The sequence below is a fragment of the Spirosoma knui genome (assembly GCF_054780635.1).
On record NZ_BAAGVY010000001.1, the window covers coordinates 1,183,779 to 1,197,966 of the forward strand.

Annotated in this window: 11 protein-coding genes, 1 tRNA gene and 1 pseudogene; 6 read left to right on the forward strand and 7 right to left on the reverse strand. The window is 49.8% G+C overall.

The annotated features are described in order from the left end of the window. Nucleotides 1-13: 13 nt before the first annotated feature. From ACYVIY_RS04675 to ACYVIY_RS04685, 3 genes are all read right to left on the reverse strand, one after another. Nucleotides 14-205, reverse strand: coding sequence for a hypothetical protein (locus ACYVIY_RS04675; RefSeq protein ID WP_460975121.1), 192 nt, complete (start codon nucleotides 203-205; stop codon nucleotides 14-16). Between the two features lie 99 nt (nucleotides 206-304). Then, complete coding sequence (locus ACYVIY_RS04680) at nucleotides 305-2,566, reverse strand: carbohydrate binding family 9 domain-containing protein (protein ID WP_460975122.1); 2,262 nt, start codon at nucleotides 2,564-2,566, stop codon at nucleotides 305-307. A gap of 151 nt (nucleotides 2,567-2,717) precedes the next feature. Next, entirely contained in the window at nucleotides 2,718-5,291 is a 2,574-nt protein-coding gene (locus tag ACYVIY_RS04685) for a M14 family metallopeptidase (RefSeq protein WP_460975123.1), read from the reverse strand. Between the two features lie 182 nt (nucleotides 5,292-5,473). On the opposite strand from ACYVIY_RS04685, the gene ACYVIY_RS04690 reads away from it, so the two are divergent. The 4 genes from ACYVIY_RS04690 (at nucleotide 5,474) to ACYVIY_RS04705 (ending at nucleotide 9,493) form a co-directional block, all read left to right on the forward strand. Then, nucleotides 5,474-5,545, forward strand: a tRNA-Glu gene (locus tag ACYVIY_RS04690). Between the two features lie 408 nt (nucleotides 5,546-5,953). Next, nucleotides 5,954-6,268, forward strand: a complete 315-nt coding sequence (locus tag ACYVIY_RS04695; RefSeq protein WP_460975124.1) for a DUF6660 family protein — start codon at nucleotides 5,954-5,956, stop codon at nucleotides 6,266-6,268. Between the two features lie 89 nt (nucleotides 6,269-6,357). Then, complete coding sequence (locus ACYVIY_RS04700; RefSeq protein ID WP_460975125.1) at nucleotides 6,358-8,529, forward strand: TonB-dependent receptor; 2,172 nt, start codon at nucleotides 6,358-6,360, stop codon at nucleotides 8,527-8,529. 166 nt (nucleotides 8,530-8,695) lie between these two features. Next, nucleotides 8,696-9,493, forward strand: coding sequence for a YciE/YciF ferroxidase family protein (locus ACYVIY_RS04705; protein ID WP_460975126.1), 798 nt, complete (start codon nucleotides 8,696-8,698; stop codon nucleotides 9,491-9,493). A gap of 79 nt (nucleotides 9,494-9,572) precedes the next feature. On the opposite strand, the gene ACYVIY_RS04710 is transcribed toward ACYVIY_RS04705, so the two are convergent. From ACYVIY_RS04710 to ACYVIY_RS04720, 3 genes are read right to left on the reverse strand one after another with little or no spacing between them, the layout of a single operon-like run. Beyond that, nucleotides 9,573-9,905, reverse strand: a complete 333-nt coding sequence (locus ACYVIY_RS04710; RefSeq protein ID WP_460975127.1) for a hypothetical protein — start codon at nucleotides 9,903-9,905, stop codon at nucleotides 9,573-9,575. 18 nt (nucleotides 9,906-9,923) lie between these two features. Further along, complete coding sequence (locus tag ACYVIY_RS04715) at nucleotides 9,924-10,364, reverse strand: hypothetical protein (protein ID WP_460975128.1); 441 nt, start codon at nucleotides 10,362-10,364, stop codon at nucleotides 9,924-9,926. Nucleotides 10,365-10,424: 60 nt separating this feature from the next. Further along, on the reverse strand, nucleotides 10,425-11,174 hold the full coding sequence (locus ACYVIY_RS04720; protein WP_460975129.1) for an SDR family oxidoreductase: 750 nt from the start codon (nucleotides 11,172-11,174) through the stop codon (nucleotides 10,425-10,427). A gap of 229 nt (nucleotides 11,175-11,403) precedes the next feature. Between ACYVIY_RS04720 and ACYVIY_RS04725 the strand changes: the two genes are divergently transcribed. Then, nucleotides 11,404-12,306, forward strand: coding sequence for a histone deacetylase family protein (locus tag ACYVIY_RS04725; RefSeq protein WP_460975130.1), 903 nt, complete (start codon nucleotides 11,404-11,406; stop codon nucleotides 12,304-12,306). Nucleotides 12,307-12,355: 49 nt separating this feature from the next. Here ACYVIY_RS04725 and ACYVIY_RS04730 read toward each other — a convergent pair. After that, nucleotides 12,356-12,757: pseudogene (locus ACYVIY_RS04730) on the reverse strand (YciE/YciF ferroxidase family protein); the annotation flags it as partial. Nucleotides 12,758-12,967: 210 nt separating this feature from the next. Here ACYVIY_RS04730 and ACYVIY_RS04735 point away from each other — a divergent pair. Beyond that, entirely contained in the window at nucleotides 12,968-13,729 is a 762-nt protein-coding gene (locus tag ACYVIY_RS04735) for an HpcH/HpaI aldolase family protein (protein ID WP_460975131.1), read from the forward strand. The last annotated feature ends 459 nt before the right edge of the window (nucleotides 13,730-14,188 follow it).

The following is a 14,188-nucleotide window of genomic DNA, read 5'->3' on the forward strand; positions in this document are numbered from 1 at the left end:
GTTAGGACCGAGTTTAGCCATTCCGGCCCCCACCAAACAGCCTGGAGACGAGCCAGAGGACGACCCCGATGCCTACGACCACGAGGATGACCCCCGTCCAGACGCCCGTTTTGAAGATATCACCAATTACTTCGCAACTGGTCAGAAACAAAGTCATGAATACGGCCACAAAGGCCATTGGGAAGAAACGCGATAAGGTATTCATAAACGTTGGTTGGTTTAATGTGTAGTAAACGGGTATAGTGGCCTTGCCACAAATGTTTAGTTAACCTAAGCCTTATCGCTTTGTTTTAAATACTGAGTATCAGATATTCCACCAGTACGTCCACTTCAACACCAACGCACGATTTTTCACGGAAAACAGACCCGGTACGTCCTGGCCGATCTGGGCTGAATTGGGCAAATAGTTGTCGGTATAAACCAGGAAGAAATCGGAGGCTGGCTTGTAACGCCATTGAATCCGGGCGTTCACGTTCATGTTATTCTGTTGCTCGTTATACTGCACGAACGTAGTGAGGTAGAGCGTATTCGTCATCGTCAGGTCAAAACGCGGACCAACGAGCCAGAACGTAGTACGTCCCCAGGGCTGTGGTAGGCGGATGTCGTTGTAGTTGGCACTGGCCGCTAAGCTGACATACGGCTGAAACCGGTAGCCAATATCGGCGGTGAGGTTCAGACGGGTACCATTGGTATAATAGCCGCCGTACCGCGACGTAAAGGCATACGTAAACAAACTCTGTGGTTTCGACGTAAACTGCGTTCCCCAGGCTTTCCAGCGGTGCTCGGTGCCGGTTTCCAGCGTCTGGCGGCCGGTGTTGGTAGGGTCGAAGGGTTGCAGCAGGCGAACATAATCAGTGGCGACCCAGGCCGTAAAGGCACTCCGGCTGCGAAACGTAAGCGTATACGATGCGTAGGTTTCATTGTCGCTTTGCCGCCCCGCCGGATCGAAGAAATAGGTAGACTGCACCAGCGGCCCATGGCTCAGTATGCCGCTGCCCGTGGGAAAGAACGTGTAACCCAGGTTGCCCATCACTCGTGCATAACCCCGGCGAGGTACGTAACCCGCTTCGGCCGTGTAGTTCTTGCCAACCGATTCTGCCTGAGCGCCTATCAGCCACTGGCGACTCGTGTACTGCAGGTTCGCAGCATATACGGCGTCGCTGCCCGATTGGGCGACTGTGGACTGCGGGTCACCTGGCTGTCCGTTGCTTACTGGCGTAGGACTAAACGATTTGATATACAGTGCTTTGCCACTCCAAAGATTATTGGCAGAAGCCAGATTGTACTCTAGGCCGAGGTTTCGGTTATAACGGGAATATAAAGATTTGTCGGCCACTGCTTCGTACTGAACGGACTCTTTATTGACGAACAGTACGCCGATATTCGAACGGGCAAACACCCGCCGTTGTAAGGCAAAAACGGCAAAGTTCTGTGCGGGCAGACCGGTTTCATCGACTCGTCCGGTTTGCATATCCATGACTCCAAGTCGCCAATCTTTATTGAGCTTCCCACTCAGTCGGGCCCCGAACCGAATCGGAACACCCCCTAACCCAATCCGGCGGCTGAAGAAGGGGCGTATGGTGGAATAGCCGAAGTTGGTGAACTGATCGCCGTTCTCCAGAAAAAACTGGCGACGTTCGGGGAAAAATAACTCAAACCGGTCAAGGTTCGTTACCTGCTGGTCAACATCGACTTGTGAAAAATCCGGGTTAACGGTGAGGTCGAGATTAAGTGATGACGTAACGGCCACTTTGGCATCCAGACCGACATCCAGCCGTCCTTTGTTCGGAATGCTATGCTGATAGTCGCGGGTCAGGCCCGTCAGCGCATACGGAATAATTGAAATATTAGGCCCCGGCGATGGTGGAGCCTGATCCCAGACCAGCACCCCTGTATACGCCAGTGACGCCGTCGCAAATTGCCGCGGTACGGGCGTCCAGGATGATTTCTCGGTGGTTTTTAGATCCTGCCGACTAAAATTTATGCCCCATTGGGTAATGCCCTGCTTGTAGCGTATCGTTTTAAACGGTATCGCGAGTTCAAGTACGTACCGGTCGTGGTAGTTTCGGACCATCGAGGTCCATTTATTATCCCAGCTTAAGTTCGCTTTACTGCCTTCATACAACAAACCATCCCACTGGGCCCCGGCGGCATTGGTTCCGAACGTGAAGCCATTGGTCTGATCGTCGAAGGTATCCATGAAGAAGATAAAATTGTCGTTCTTGCCAAAAGCCCAATCCCGACGAAGCGACTCAACGATATAAGGCCCGGATACGTCGCCATGATAGCAGACGGCGCTCAGATACACGTTTTGGTCGTCGTAGGTCATGCGCACATCCGTCCGAACTTTTGCCCGGCTGGTGTCCATAGGCAGTACCATCCAGAAGTTGGAAGCTACCTCGGCTGCCTGCCAGGCCGGTTCATCGACATTGCCATCAATCACCACCGGAGACGTAGCGCGGTTAATGTGCAGTTGATAGCCCTCGTTAACCTTCTGCTTTTGTGCCAGCAACGGAAAACTGCCGATCAGAAACAGCGCAATGCATAAACTAGATAGATGTCTCACCAAACAAGGTAGTTATGAGTACTTATCCTTAATGAAAAACGAACAGCCGATTTGCTTCGGCTATATACACAAAGACGCAACAGTCCGAAGAGTGTTGCGTCTTTGTGTAGCTCGATGGTTCATTAAATTTTTTAATAATCGGCAAAATTACTCAATTGCCGACCATGAACACGGCATTGCCAAATAATAATTTACCGCCGTACCAGAATCCCCGGAACAACGGATCGTCGGCCAGGTAAACAACGCTGCCTTTGCCAAGACTTTGAACACCCATCAATAGGGTATTTTTCAGTTTCTCTTTGGCATTCTTACCGGAGAAACCAGCTACGTAATTGTCCGTTTTTAAATAGCCGACGTTCCAGCCGTTTTTGAGGAAATCGAAGTTGTAGGCGTTCTGCACCAGGGCGTAATAACCCCCAGCCAGCCCGAAGCCCAGCGGGTGGGTTGCGTCCATCGTCACGCGGTAGATGCTGCCCGGTATATCGTCGGAAATAGCCGTTCGTTCACGGTCACCGTATAATTTCAGTGAGTCGGCTGGATTGGTTTTTTTCGACTTATCGTCCGACTTGTCGTCTTTTTCTTTCAACTCAAATCCTTCTTTACCCGCCAGGAACGATGCGGCTCGTTCCAGAGCGATGAGTTTACCGCCCGACCGAATCCATTCCCGAAGGGTTGTCAGGACTCTGTCGTTCAGGAATCGGCTGTAATTGTAGTTTGTTGGCAGGATCAGAACGTCCAGTTTGTTCCATTCAACACTGGCCAGCGTACTGCCGTCCAGCAACGTAACAGGGTAATTTAACTCCTGGTCGAAATAATGCCACACTTCACCAGCCGCGGGCGGCAGTGTTCCATCGCCTACGACCAGCCCAACGCGGGGAGCTTTTAAGCCCGTCACGAAATCCGAACCAAAGTCTGACCCTTTGGCCACAAAACCCGTTTGCACCGCAACAAACTCCGCCCCCGATTGCGTGGCAGCCTGCGTAACAAGCGCGTCCAAGCGGTCGCCGAAGCGTTCATTGCCGCCACGGGTTACGATCAACGTACCCGATGGAAAGGTTTTGTTCTCAATCTCAAACGGCTTTTCGGCTACCCGAACTCTGATTTTCTGCTTTAATAAAGCCGCAAGTGTCTGCACTGCAGGCAACGACTGCCACTTGATCAGATACGCGTACGGGCGTTGGGTGGATGCTGAAGCGCTTTGAGTCTGAGCCGAACCAGTGCTGGTACCTGACGCTGAATTTTTGGGCTCAAGGCGAGTGGTCAGGCCGTACGTTTGCAGACCAAAAGCGTAGGGCAGCGACCAGGCCGTAATATCATACGTAACAGAATCTTCCAGCGAAGATTTGGGCTCGAACAGAATCTTTAACAGCGTTGATTTTGGCTGATACGCACTGATGACCACATCTTCGGCCGCAACAGCTACGCTTTTTTCATTTTTCTGGTTCATGTAATTGAAGCCGGATAAGGTCTGAACTTTACCCGCATAGCCGTAGCTGATTTTATTACATTCCAACAATTGCGTTAGTGCCTTTAGCCGTCCGGCATCACCACCCGACTTGATCACGTAACTTTTGTAGGCCCCAACCGGTGTATTACGTGCTTTATCGAAGAAGTTACCAAACTCTTTCACGATCTCCGCTGGCCGATCCGCTACGGATTCTAACGTAGCAATACTTGCGGCTACGTGGTGATCGATCCGTTGCCGAAGCGTGAGCGTATCGCCGTCGTCTTTTTCGATGGTTAATCCTGCCCGACTGTTGCCACCCTGCTCATAGGTCATGCCAATGGCACCGTTATACGTCGGATATGTATCGCCGTAGCTGGGATAGAACAGATCAAAGCGTTCGCGGGTATAGTATAGCCAGCCGTTTCTGTCGAAATAGCGGCTGCAATACTGACCAATGGTTTGCTGAAACTGCCGCTGATAGGGCGTAATGTCTTCGTGATACGGTTTAGCCGAAGGCGCAAAATAGTACGGGCTGTTGTAGCCCATCTCGTGGAAATCGCCGTGCAGGTGGGGCATCCACTGCTGATACAAGGCCATCCGCTGCTGGGTGATTTCTTGCGTTTGCCAGGCCCAGTCGCGGTTTGGGTCGAACAGGTAGTGCGTATACCGCCCACCTGGCCAGGGTTCGTTATGCTCGCGAGCCGAAGGCGTTGGGTCACCAGCGCGGCCCATCATCTGGTTATACCAGTTCACGTAGCGGTCGTGACCATCCGGGTTCAGACCGGGATCAAGGATAACAACGGATGTGTTCAGGATTTTCTGCGAAACGGCGTCAGAGGGCGTCAGCAGTCGATACAGTACGTCCATGAACGCTTCTGAGCTAACCGCTTCGTTACCGTGGACGTTGTAGCTGAGCCAGGCGATGGGGGGCTGAGCTGCGCTGGTTGGCTGACCATCAGCCAATCCAATTCGCTTGAGATTATTGGTGCGAATTTCGTCGAGCCGACCAATGTTTGCCTCAGAGGCTACCGCTACCACCATCAACTGGCGACCTTCGTGGGTAGTGCCATAGGGAAGAAGTTTTACTCGATTCGGAACTTGACGGGCTACCTGCTCTGCGTAAGCAAGTACGCGGTGGTGCGGAGTATACCGCTCTCCGACCTGATACCCTAAAAACTGAGCGGGCGATACTACGGTGGTTGATACAGAACCGGTTGACTGCGCCGAAACGGATAATGACGCGACAAACAGACCTGCTAACAGGACGATATGTTTCATGTATGGGGTTAAAAATGAAAACGCGAATACTCTCAAAAATAGCAGTAAAACACTCACGAACCCTTTTATTGGAAAAATTTTGACGTCAGGTATTGCATTATAAAAACATCGCCTTACCTTTGCACCACGATTCGCCAACGCAGCGGCACACAAGCTAAAACGTTGGGTCTTGGTAACAAGACGGCCGATTCGTCTAGCGGTTAGGACATCGCCCTTTCACGGCGGTAACACGGGTTCGATTCCCGTATCGGTCACTAACAAAGTTGCCCCAATTGGTCGAAAAGCTGATTGGGGCTTTTTATTTATCAGTGAGTATAAACTCCCAGCCGGTTGGTATGCCCGCGATATGGACAGAGGCCGACGCTATAATGTATGCTAGAGCGCAATCTTCTGGTATGGGCGAATGACAGCGATGTCTGTTGCTGGTACGTTGGTGCCTGATTAGTGAAAAAGTGCGGTTTGAATGTCCGCTTTAAGAGTGTACATGATTTTCTTATGGTTACAAATGCCTGAGGCTTTCGCTGTTTAATCAAAACACGATTGTAAAGTAGGCTTTCCGGTCTCTTACGCGGACACATTCGTAAAATGGGTGCTGCTAATTGAATAAACGAATCGGGAAAGATGACTACCTGTTGCATATATTTGTATAATACCTTTGCCCAATGAAACTGATTCATCTCCTGCTATCTCTTTACGTGGTAATGCTCTCTGCACTACCTTGTGAAGCCTTATGTTGGGATGGAGAAAACGTATCGCAGACATCTGTTCCAAACACTGATGACTGTTCTGATACCGAGTGGTGTTCCCCTTTTTGTCTCTGTGCTACCTGTCCTGGCTTTGCAGTACCCGCACCACTTGAGTTTAGTAAGGCGCAAACCGCTGTCTGTTCGCTTTCAAATGAGCAACCGACCTTTTACCAACCCGCTCTCCGGCTTATCATTGTGAGCCGAATCTGGCAACCTCCTCGGAAAGGATAACCCCTCTATCTATTGCTTGGGCGCGTCGTCTGGTCTTTGACTGACGATCCAGGCTTTTGGTATATCCTTCGTTCAACTGCCAACTTTTCATGAACCATTTTTTTGCGCCACTGCTATGCGCGTGGCTCTCCCTTACTATTGCCTTGGGACAAACGTCCTTTCGGGCTGTTATTGTCGATGCCAAAACAGGGCAATCTCTCCCAGGCGCAAGTGTCGCCTTAGTGGGTACAACGATAGGTGCTGTCGCTGACTCGGCAGGTAACGTAAACCTGACTACTGTACCGGATGGTCCCCAAGTTCTGCTATTTTCGTACCTAGGCTACCAGACTCATCGTGACACACTTGTATTTCCTATGGCTAGTACTGAGTTAGTAAAAATAGCTCTGGAAGCCGAAGGTGAAGAACTTGAGGAGGTTTTTGTTACGTCAACTCGAAGTACCCGCACGATAGATGATGAACCGACACGCGTGGAGGTCATTGCCGCTGAAGAGTTAGAAGAAAAAACGAATATGAATGCGGCTAACATAACGATGGTCTTACGGGAAACGCCCGGCATTCAAGTACAGCAAACTTCGGCCACATCGGCCAATCAGACCTTTCGCATTCAGGGCCTGGATGGGCGTTATACTCAATTGCTACAAAATGGCTTGCCGCTTTATAGTGGTTTTGCTTCCGGCTTGAGCCTGTTACAAATTCCTCCGTTGGACCTCAAACAGGTCGAAATCATAAAGGGTAGTCAATCCACCCTTTATGGTGGTGGAGCTATTGCCGGTATTGTCAACCTGGTGACCAAAGAACCGGGTCGTGAGCGGGAAAACGTTTTACTCATAAATGGTACGTCCGCTGCGGGACTTGATTTAAACGGTTTTTTCAGTGGCAAGGGTAAGAAATTAGGATATACGTTGTACGTATCGCGTAATACACAGCGGGGCTATGATCCAAATCGAGATAATTTCACTGATATTCCACAATCAAGGCGTATCACCGTCAACCCTCGTCTGTTCTGGTATGTATCCGAGCGAACGACGGCCGATGTGGGTTTGAATGCCAGTGTGGAAAATCGGACAGGGGGAGACCTTGCAGTGATCCGTGGTGGAGCATCTGGATATACCGAACGCAACCAATCAGACCGGTACACGACGCAGGTCAACGTGCGACATCGGATCGATGAGCACGCAGCCCTATATTTAAAGAATAGCTTTAGCATCTTTGATCGCACGCTGACCACACCAACCTATCGCTTTGGGGGGCGGCAGCGGGCCTCCTTTTCCGAGTTAGGGATAAACAGTTACGGTAATAAGCTGGAATGGGTAGGAGGGCTAAACCTATGGACGGATACCTTCCGTGAACAGGATGCTCAACGAAATCAGCCCGTTCGTAATTATACGCTCAATACCGTTGGAGCCTTTGTGCAAAATGTGTACAAACCAGGCGAACGCTGGACCATAGAAACCGGTATGCGGTTAGATCACCAACCCACCTATGGTACGTTCCTGTTACCTCGCTTCTCCGTATTATTCAAAGCTGGTGATAAGTTATCTTCTCGCTTGGGGGGCGGGTTAGGATACAAAGCACCAACGGTGTTTACCGAGGACGCTGAGCAACGCCAATACCAGGGTGTTTTGCCTGTTGACCCCCGTATTGCCAAGGCTGAAACCTCGCAAGGCATAAATTGGGACATCAACTACCGGACTCGTGTATCTGAAGATTGGCAGCTTTCAATCAATCATTTGTTCTTCTATACCCGAATCCAGCAACCCCTTGTATTGGAAGCCACCGAACCCGCCTTCTATCGTTACCGGAATGCAGATGGTCATACCGATAGTAAAGGCTTTGAAACCAACGTAACAATTCGTTACAGAGACATTCGGCTGTATAATTTCTATACGTTCACTGATACCGAACGGCACTATGAGGGCATCAATCGACCCATTGCGCTTACGCCTAAACACCGGGCTGGGACAGTGCTGATGTACGAGATTGAAGGCAAGTTGAGGGTGGGTTATGAAGCTTACTTTACTGGAAGACAGGAACTGGAAGCCGGAACCCTGACTCGATCATATTGGACAATGGGCTTTATGGCCGAACGACGTTGGGAACGGTTTAGCCTGTTCATCAACTTTGAGAACTTCATGGATGTGCGGCTATCACGCTTTCAACCGCTGGTCACCGGCCCTCGAAACGAACCACAATTTGTCCGAGAGATTTGGGCACCCACCGAAGGGAGAATCATTAACGGGGGACTTAAGTTATTTCTGTAATACATGAGTAGTATTCAGTCGTCTTGATATTACTCTACAAAATCTGTGGAAAAAAATAAACACAATTTAGTATTGTAAATGTGTAAATCACAGATTATCAACAGGTGGCACAGTTTTGGCTAAATAGGCAGTGTAAAATCACAACATACACTAAACAACAAGAAACATGGCTTCCTTAGCAGATCGCATTTCGCATTTTTTCAGTGGTAACGACGCAGACACTGGCGAAGGCCTGAAAAGCTTATTCGTTACTGAACTCAAAGATATTTATTACGCCGAACGGCAAGCGGTTGACGTACTAGGAGTGCAGGCAGATGCCGCTACCACCGATGAGGTGCGTAGTGCCTTTTTACAGCACCAGGAAGAAAGCCGCAACCAGATTGCGCGCCTGGAGCAAGTGTTTCAATCGGTTGGTATTGATGCCGAAGAAGGAACCTGCGACGCAATTGATGGCCTGGCCGACGATGGTGAACGCGTAGTGGCAAACACGGAGTCTAACTCGTTAACCCGTGATGCCGGTTTAATTATGGCCGCTCAGAAAGTGGAACACCACGAAATCGCATCGTACGGTTCAGTGGTAACGCTGGCTCGAGTATTGGGTTACAGCGAAGCCGCAAGCCTGCTGGAGCAGACGTTGCAGGAAGAAAAGAATACCGACCGGAAGTTGACGCAATTGGCCGAATCGTTCATCAACCAACGGGCAGCTTCTGAAGGTGATGACGCAAACTCGTCGTACAGCAATTCGAATAACAACAACTATGGCAATAGCGCAGTTAACCCGGATGGAACGCGATATAGCGACTCGGGCAGCGTAGGACAGACCTATCAGTCGGGCCAATCGTATTCGGGTAGCCAGACATCATCTGGCAGCTATGGCTCCGATGCTTCGAGCAGCGACCGGGAGACTACCCCACGTTATCGCTCCGACAACGATGCTACCTTGGGTGGTACATTAGGCATCTAAACGTGAATCTCTCAGGCAACAATAAAGGGCATCTTCTAATCGGAGATGCCCTTTATTACTTTAAAGACTAGAGTCGAGATCAAGACTGAACAGTATAATCGTCGGCTTCTGGACTAGTCTCGGTACCGTCATTGTTGCCGAGTGTATCGCCGTTCCCGTAGTTTCTGGGATCAAGGTCGGGTTCCATATTCGGGCTGCCTGATAAAGCGCCGGTTCCGTCGCTGCCCGTTGCAGCTTCCTGCTCGTCGGTTGGCGTCATAGGCATGCCATTGGCGTCGCCCGATAAATCAGTTGGGTTGTACGCCTGATTCATGATGAGCGCCTGATCGGGTACCTGAGCCGGGCCTCCGGTTTCGGGAGTGAACGTCTGCGACTGTTCATTCAGCATCGCATCCTGATTTGTGTTTTCCATACAATTGAGTGTCTAAAGTTATCCTCTGGTAAAAGCTTCCCACAGCCGACTGTACAGTTTCTGGGCGTACGTTGTTACGTCGAGGTGCGAAGCGTGGATGGTAAAGGGCGCAAATTGAGTGGCCGCTGAGGGGAGCGGCTCAACCCGAATGGTACGTCCGGTGGTCCAGCGACCCGCCAGCCGACGTACGGAGCCCGTTAAACGCAGACCGGCATCAATCAAGTCGATTTGGCAAGTTTCCGGAAACCGGGCACCGGCCAACTGTTGCGAAAATTGTTGCAACTGACTGGCGTCGAACCAGGATAAGGTTGGTATTAGCAGCCGATTGGCCGCTCCCTCATTGCGGCACAGAAAACAGAGCGACAATAGCGACCGCCCAGCCGATGGACGTAATGAAATCTGTAAATCAAGGACTTCGAGAGGAGCGGTTTTCGATGCGGTAGCGAGTTCTATATTCATACGGGTGTTGATGTCTCTATGATAACTATAAACAGGAAGTGGCTGATGATGTTCGAGCATTTATACGTAAATCATCTTACGTGTCATGCCGCCATCGACAATAAAATTCTGACCTGTGATGAAGTTGTTTTCTGGCGCTATCAGGAACAGAATCATACGGGCAATGTCATCGGCCTGACCAACTCGGCCCGCTGGATGCTGCTCATGATCTTCAGGACGAAGCTCGTCAGCCTTTGCTTTGGCTTTCTTCTTCAAAACCGATACGTCAATCCAGCCAGGACTAATGGCATTGACGCGGATGTCGGGTCCTAGACTGACCGCCAGCGAATGGGTTAAGGCCAGTATGCCTCCTTTCGAAGCTGAATAAGGAAACGTATCAGGCTCCGACTGAAACGCTCGGGTGGAGCACATGTTGATGATACTCCCTTTTTGAGCCGCCAGAAAAGGGGCTGTATGCTTCGCGCACAAAAAAGCGCCCGTCAGGTTCGTGCCAATGACTCGGTTCCACTCGTCCAGGGTGAGTCGGTCAAGTGGCTTCTCGATCATAATCGCTGCATTGTTGATAAGCGCATCAATTTGTCCAAAGTGGCTAATAGTCTGCTCAGCCGCTTTGCGGACGTTTACTTCGCTCGATACATCGCAGGATACAAACAGAATCTGGGCCGACGACGCTTTAAAAGCTTCTCTCAATTCGGCGAGCGCATCGGTGTCGGCCTCCCAGATGGCTACCCGATAGCCATGTGTAAGTAAATACTGCGTTGTAACGCGACCAATGCCCTGGCCACCACCGGTGATGATTGCGGTCTTCATAAAAGCTGGATATAGCGTATTAAGTACTCATAAGTTGTGTTCGGTATAGGTTAAAACCATAAGCGTTTAATAAACAATGAATTAATCAGAGATAATGTAGCCGTTTCAATGAAACGCTGCTTTGCTGGGAGTGGAAGGAAGAGTAAGATAGAACACAACGGCCAGAAGCTCGGTTTAGCAGGGAGTATCCTTATCGAACGGGACGGAGCTATGAGTCCCGGATTAGTACATGTTGCAGATTGCCTTTTCGCCCGTTTACAGGCTGCGGTTGCCCGAAGGGCACCGGTTTCCGATGCTCAAATACGAACTGATTCATGAGCAGTTGCTCTACGAAGGAACCTGTACGGACGCCAATTTCTTCGCGCCTGTTTCTGTTGACGACCGCTGGGTACTAGGCGTACACACGCCTGATTACGTTCAGGCGCTGAAAACGCTGACGGTCGATCCCAGAATGGTACGCCGGATTGGCTTTCCGCTCACCACAGAGTTAATTGAACGGGAATGGATCATCACGCAGGGTACCATCGACTGCACACAGAAAGCCCGGCGCGACGGCGTAGCGATGAATGTTGCTGGTGGCACTCACCACGCTTATCCCGATCGGGGCGAAGGCTTCTGCATCTTAAATGACGTAGGTGTGGCTGCTCACTACCTGCTCGAAACCGGTATAGCGAAAAAAATTCTGGTAATCGATCTGGATGTCCATCAGGGCAATGGCACGGCCGTTATGTTCCAACATGAATCGCGGGTCTTTACGTTTAGTATGCACGGTAAAGACAATTATCCACTTAAAAAAGAGCAGTCCGATCTGGATATTGAACTGCCGACGGGAACTGCTGATGAAGCCTACCTGAATCAGCTAAACGACGTATTGCCAGCGCTGATTCGTCGTTGTCAGCCCGACTTTATGTTCTACGTAGCAGGAGTCGATATAATTGCTTCCGATCGGTTGGGTAAATTAGGCGTAAGCCGCGATGGATGTAAGCAACGGGACGTATTTGTCTTTGAACAGGCCATCCGTCAGGGGGTACCCATTGCCGTATCTATGGGTGGAGGCTACTCTCCCCGGCTTACCGATATTGTGGAGGCTCATTGTAATACATTCCGTACAGCGGCTGACTTATTCTTCTAACGGGCTGGGTGATACGTAACAAAATACCCAAACATATAAGCGGTTGGCTTCACGATTGGGGTAGGAGTTGATAGTAAGCCTGAGCGGCCTGCTGGTTAACGCTCTGAGTAGCAATCATCGTTAATTTCTCATCGGCTGCTTTTTCTTCTTTCAAGGTTTGCTCGAACAAGTCAGCAGCCTGATTCTGTCCTGCTTGTTGGGCTAGTGTCCGAGCTGTACCATACAAAGCAATTTCGTAATGTTCCATTTTCTGGGCTGCGCCAATGATGGTCGCATCATATAACTGACCATCTTCGAGTTAACTCAACAGGTCCTGGGCTTCTTCAATTAGGCCCTGCATGGCCATATAGGTTTCTCCGTCTGGATCGATTCCGAGTTGCTTGGCGATTTGCTCCAGCCGTTCTACCTGCTGTTCGGTTGCACGTAGGTGCGTTTGAAAGGCCTGACGTAACTGATCATTTCGACCGCACTATTGCCAGTTAAAAGGATACCTTGAGGCCACGCGATTAGAAGAATAAGCAGAATAGCAAAGTTTTAGGATAATGAAACATCTTCTGCTTAACTTGTCGCAACATAAACAGGGTACTAATCGAGTCCCTCTTACGTCGATAGTCTAGCAACCCAAAGCCATTGGGTAAGCTGGCTGGTAATAAATCAGTTAATGAAACAAAATATTGTTAAGACAAGGCTCATAAATGGCCAACCCGTTCTGGGCGTTCTTTCGAACAGTACTGACCCCACCGTTGCCGAGCTTTGTGGTTTCTCGGGTCTTGATTTTTATATGATCGATGGGGAACACAGCCCCGTCACCACCGCTCAGGTACAGGAGATTGTTAGAGCCTGCGAAGGAAGTGGCATTACTCCACTGGCTCGGGTACGTAGTAACGATCCGAAGTTGATTCTGCAGTTTCTAGATGTGGGCGTAATGGGAATCATGATGCCGGGAGTTAAAACTGCTGATGAGGCACAAGCGTTAGTGCAGGCGGTTAAATACCCGCCCCTTGGTAAGCGTGGTTTCGGACCCGTACGGGCAGCAGACTATTTACTAGGTACTATGAATCAAGGCGAGTACGTGCAGTTTGCTAATGAACAGACGCTCGTTCTACCACAGATCGAAGATCAGGAAGCCATCGATAATCTGGATGAGCTATTAGCTGTAGAGGGTGTTGATGGGTTTGTGATTGGGCCGCGCGATTTAGCGATGTCAATGGGGTATTACGACGGTCCGGGTCATGATGAGGTAAAACGTACAATCGCTGGGGTAGTTGATCGGATCAGGAAAGCCGGACTAATTGTCGGTACGACAGCTGCCACGGGTGAACAGGCGAAAGCATTGGTTGACCGGGGCGTACTGTTTTGTTTAAATTCGTTTGCTGGCTTATTGAAGTCGGCGGCCAACGATTTTATGAAGGGAAGGCAATAGCGCTTGTTCTGACAAAAGGAAGTTTCTATTTTCAAGACAAAACGATACGTCTGTGTCGATTCTGTATTTAGTGAAAGTTGCGGTGATATAGACAAGCTATTCTATTAAAATAAAGACAGTGTTCCGTTCACGAACTATTAAAAACGTCTTGACATGATACGTCTCCACTCGTTCACTGACCCTTGCTAGTGTATGTCCATAAGTTTGTGAAACAGATTGCAGAAACAGTTATTTCTTTATTCTGGAAGATGCTTCAAGCGAACCGTTTTCATGCACGTTAAACATTAGACAACTGTCAACTAGTTGTCCTGTCAGGCCTTACAACAATTGACTCCATACCGACTTGACCGTATTAGCAGGTTTAAGAACCTGTTTAAAAATGGTCTAGCAAGGGTCTGAAAAGACAGAATCAGCCTATCTTATGGGTTAATCCGACCAAAGATGTACCCCACAGACCTG

Excerpts from the sequence above, each read along its gene's own strand:
- ACYVIY_RS04675 (WP_460975121.1), bottom strand. The coding sequence starts at position 205 with ATGAATACCTTATCGCGTTTCTTCCCAATGGCCTTTGTGGCCGTATTC.
- ACYVIY_RS04685 (WP_460975123.1), bottom strand. The coding sequence starts at position 5,291 with ATGAAACATATCGTCCTGTTAGCAGGTCTGTTTGTCGCGTCATTATCC.
- ACYVIY_RS04695 (WP_460975124.1), top strand. The coding sequence starts at position 5,954 with ATGAAACTGATTCATCTCCTGCTATCTCTTTACGTGGTAATGCTCTCT.
- ACYVIY_RS04700 (WP_460975125.1), top strand. The coding sequence starts at position 6,358 with ATGAACCATTTTTTTGCGCCACTGCTATGCGCGTGGCTCTCCCTTACT.
- ACYVIY_RS04705 (WP_460975126.1), top strand. The coding sequence starts at position 8,696 with ATGGCTTCCTTAGCAGATCGCATTTCGCATTTTTTCAGTGGTAACGAC.
- ACYVIY_RS04710 (WP_460975127.1), bottom strand. The coding sequence starts at position 9,905 with ATGGAAAACACAAATCAGGATGCGATGCTGAATGAACAGTCGCAGACG.
- ACYVIY_RS04715 (WP_460975128.1), bottom strand. The coding sequence starts at position 10,364 with ATGAATATAGAACTCGCTACCGCATCGAAAACCGCTCCTCTCGAAGTC.
- ACYVIY_RS04720 (WP_460975129.1), bottom strand. The coding sequence starts at position 11,174 with ATGAAGACCGCAATCATCACCGGTGGTGGCCAGGGCATTGGTCGCGTT.
- ACYVIY_RS04725 (WP_460975130.1), top strand. The coding sequence starts at position 11,404 with ATGTTGCAGATTGCCTTTTCGCCCGTTTACAGGCTGCGGTTGCCCGAA.
- ACYVIY_RS04735 (WP_460975131.1), top strand. The coding sequence starts at position 12,968 with ATGAAACAAAATATTGTTAAGACAAGGCTCATAAATGGCCAACCCGTT.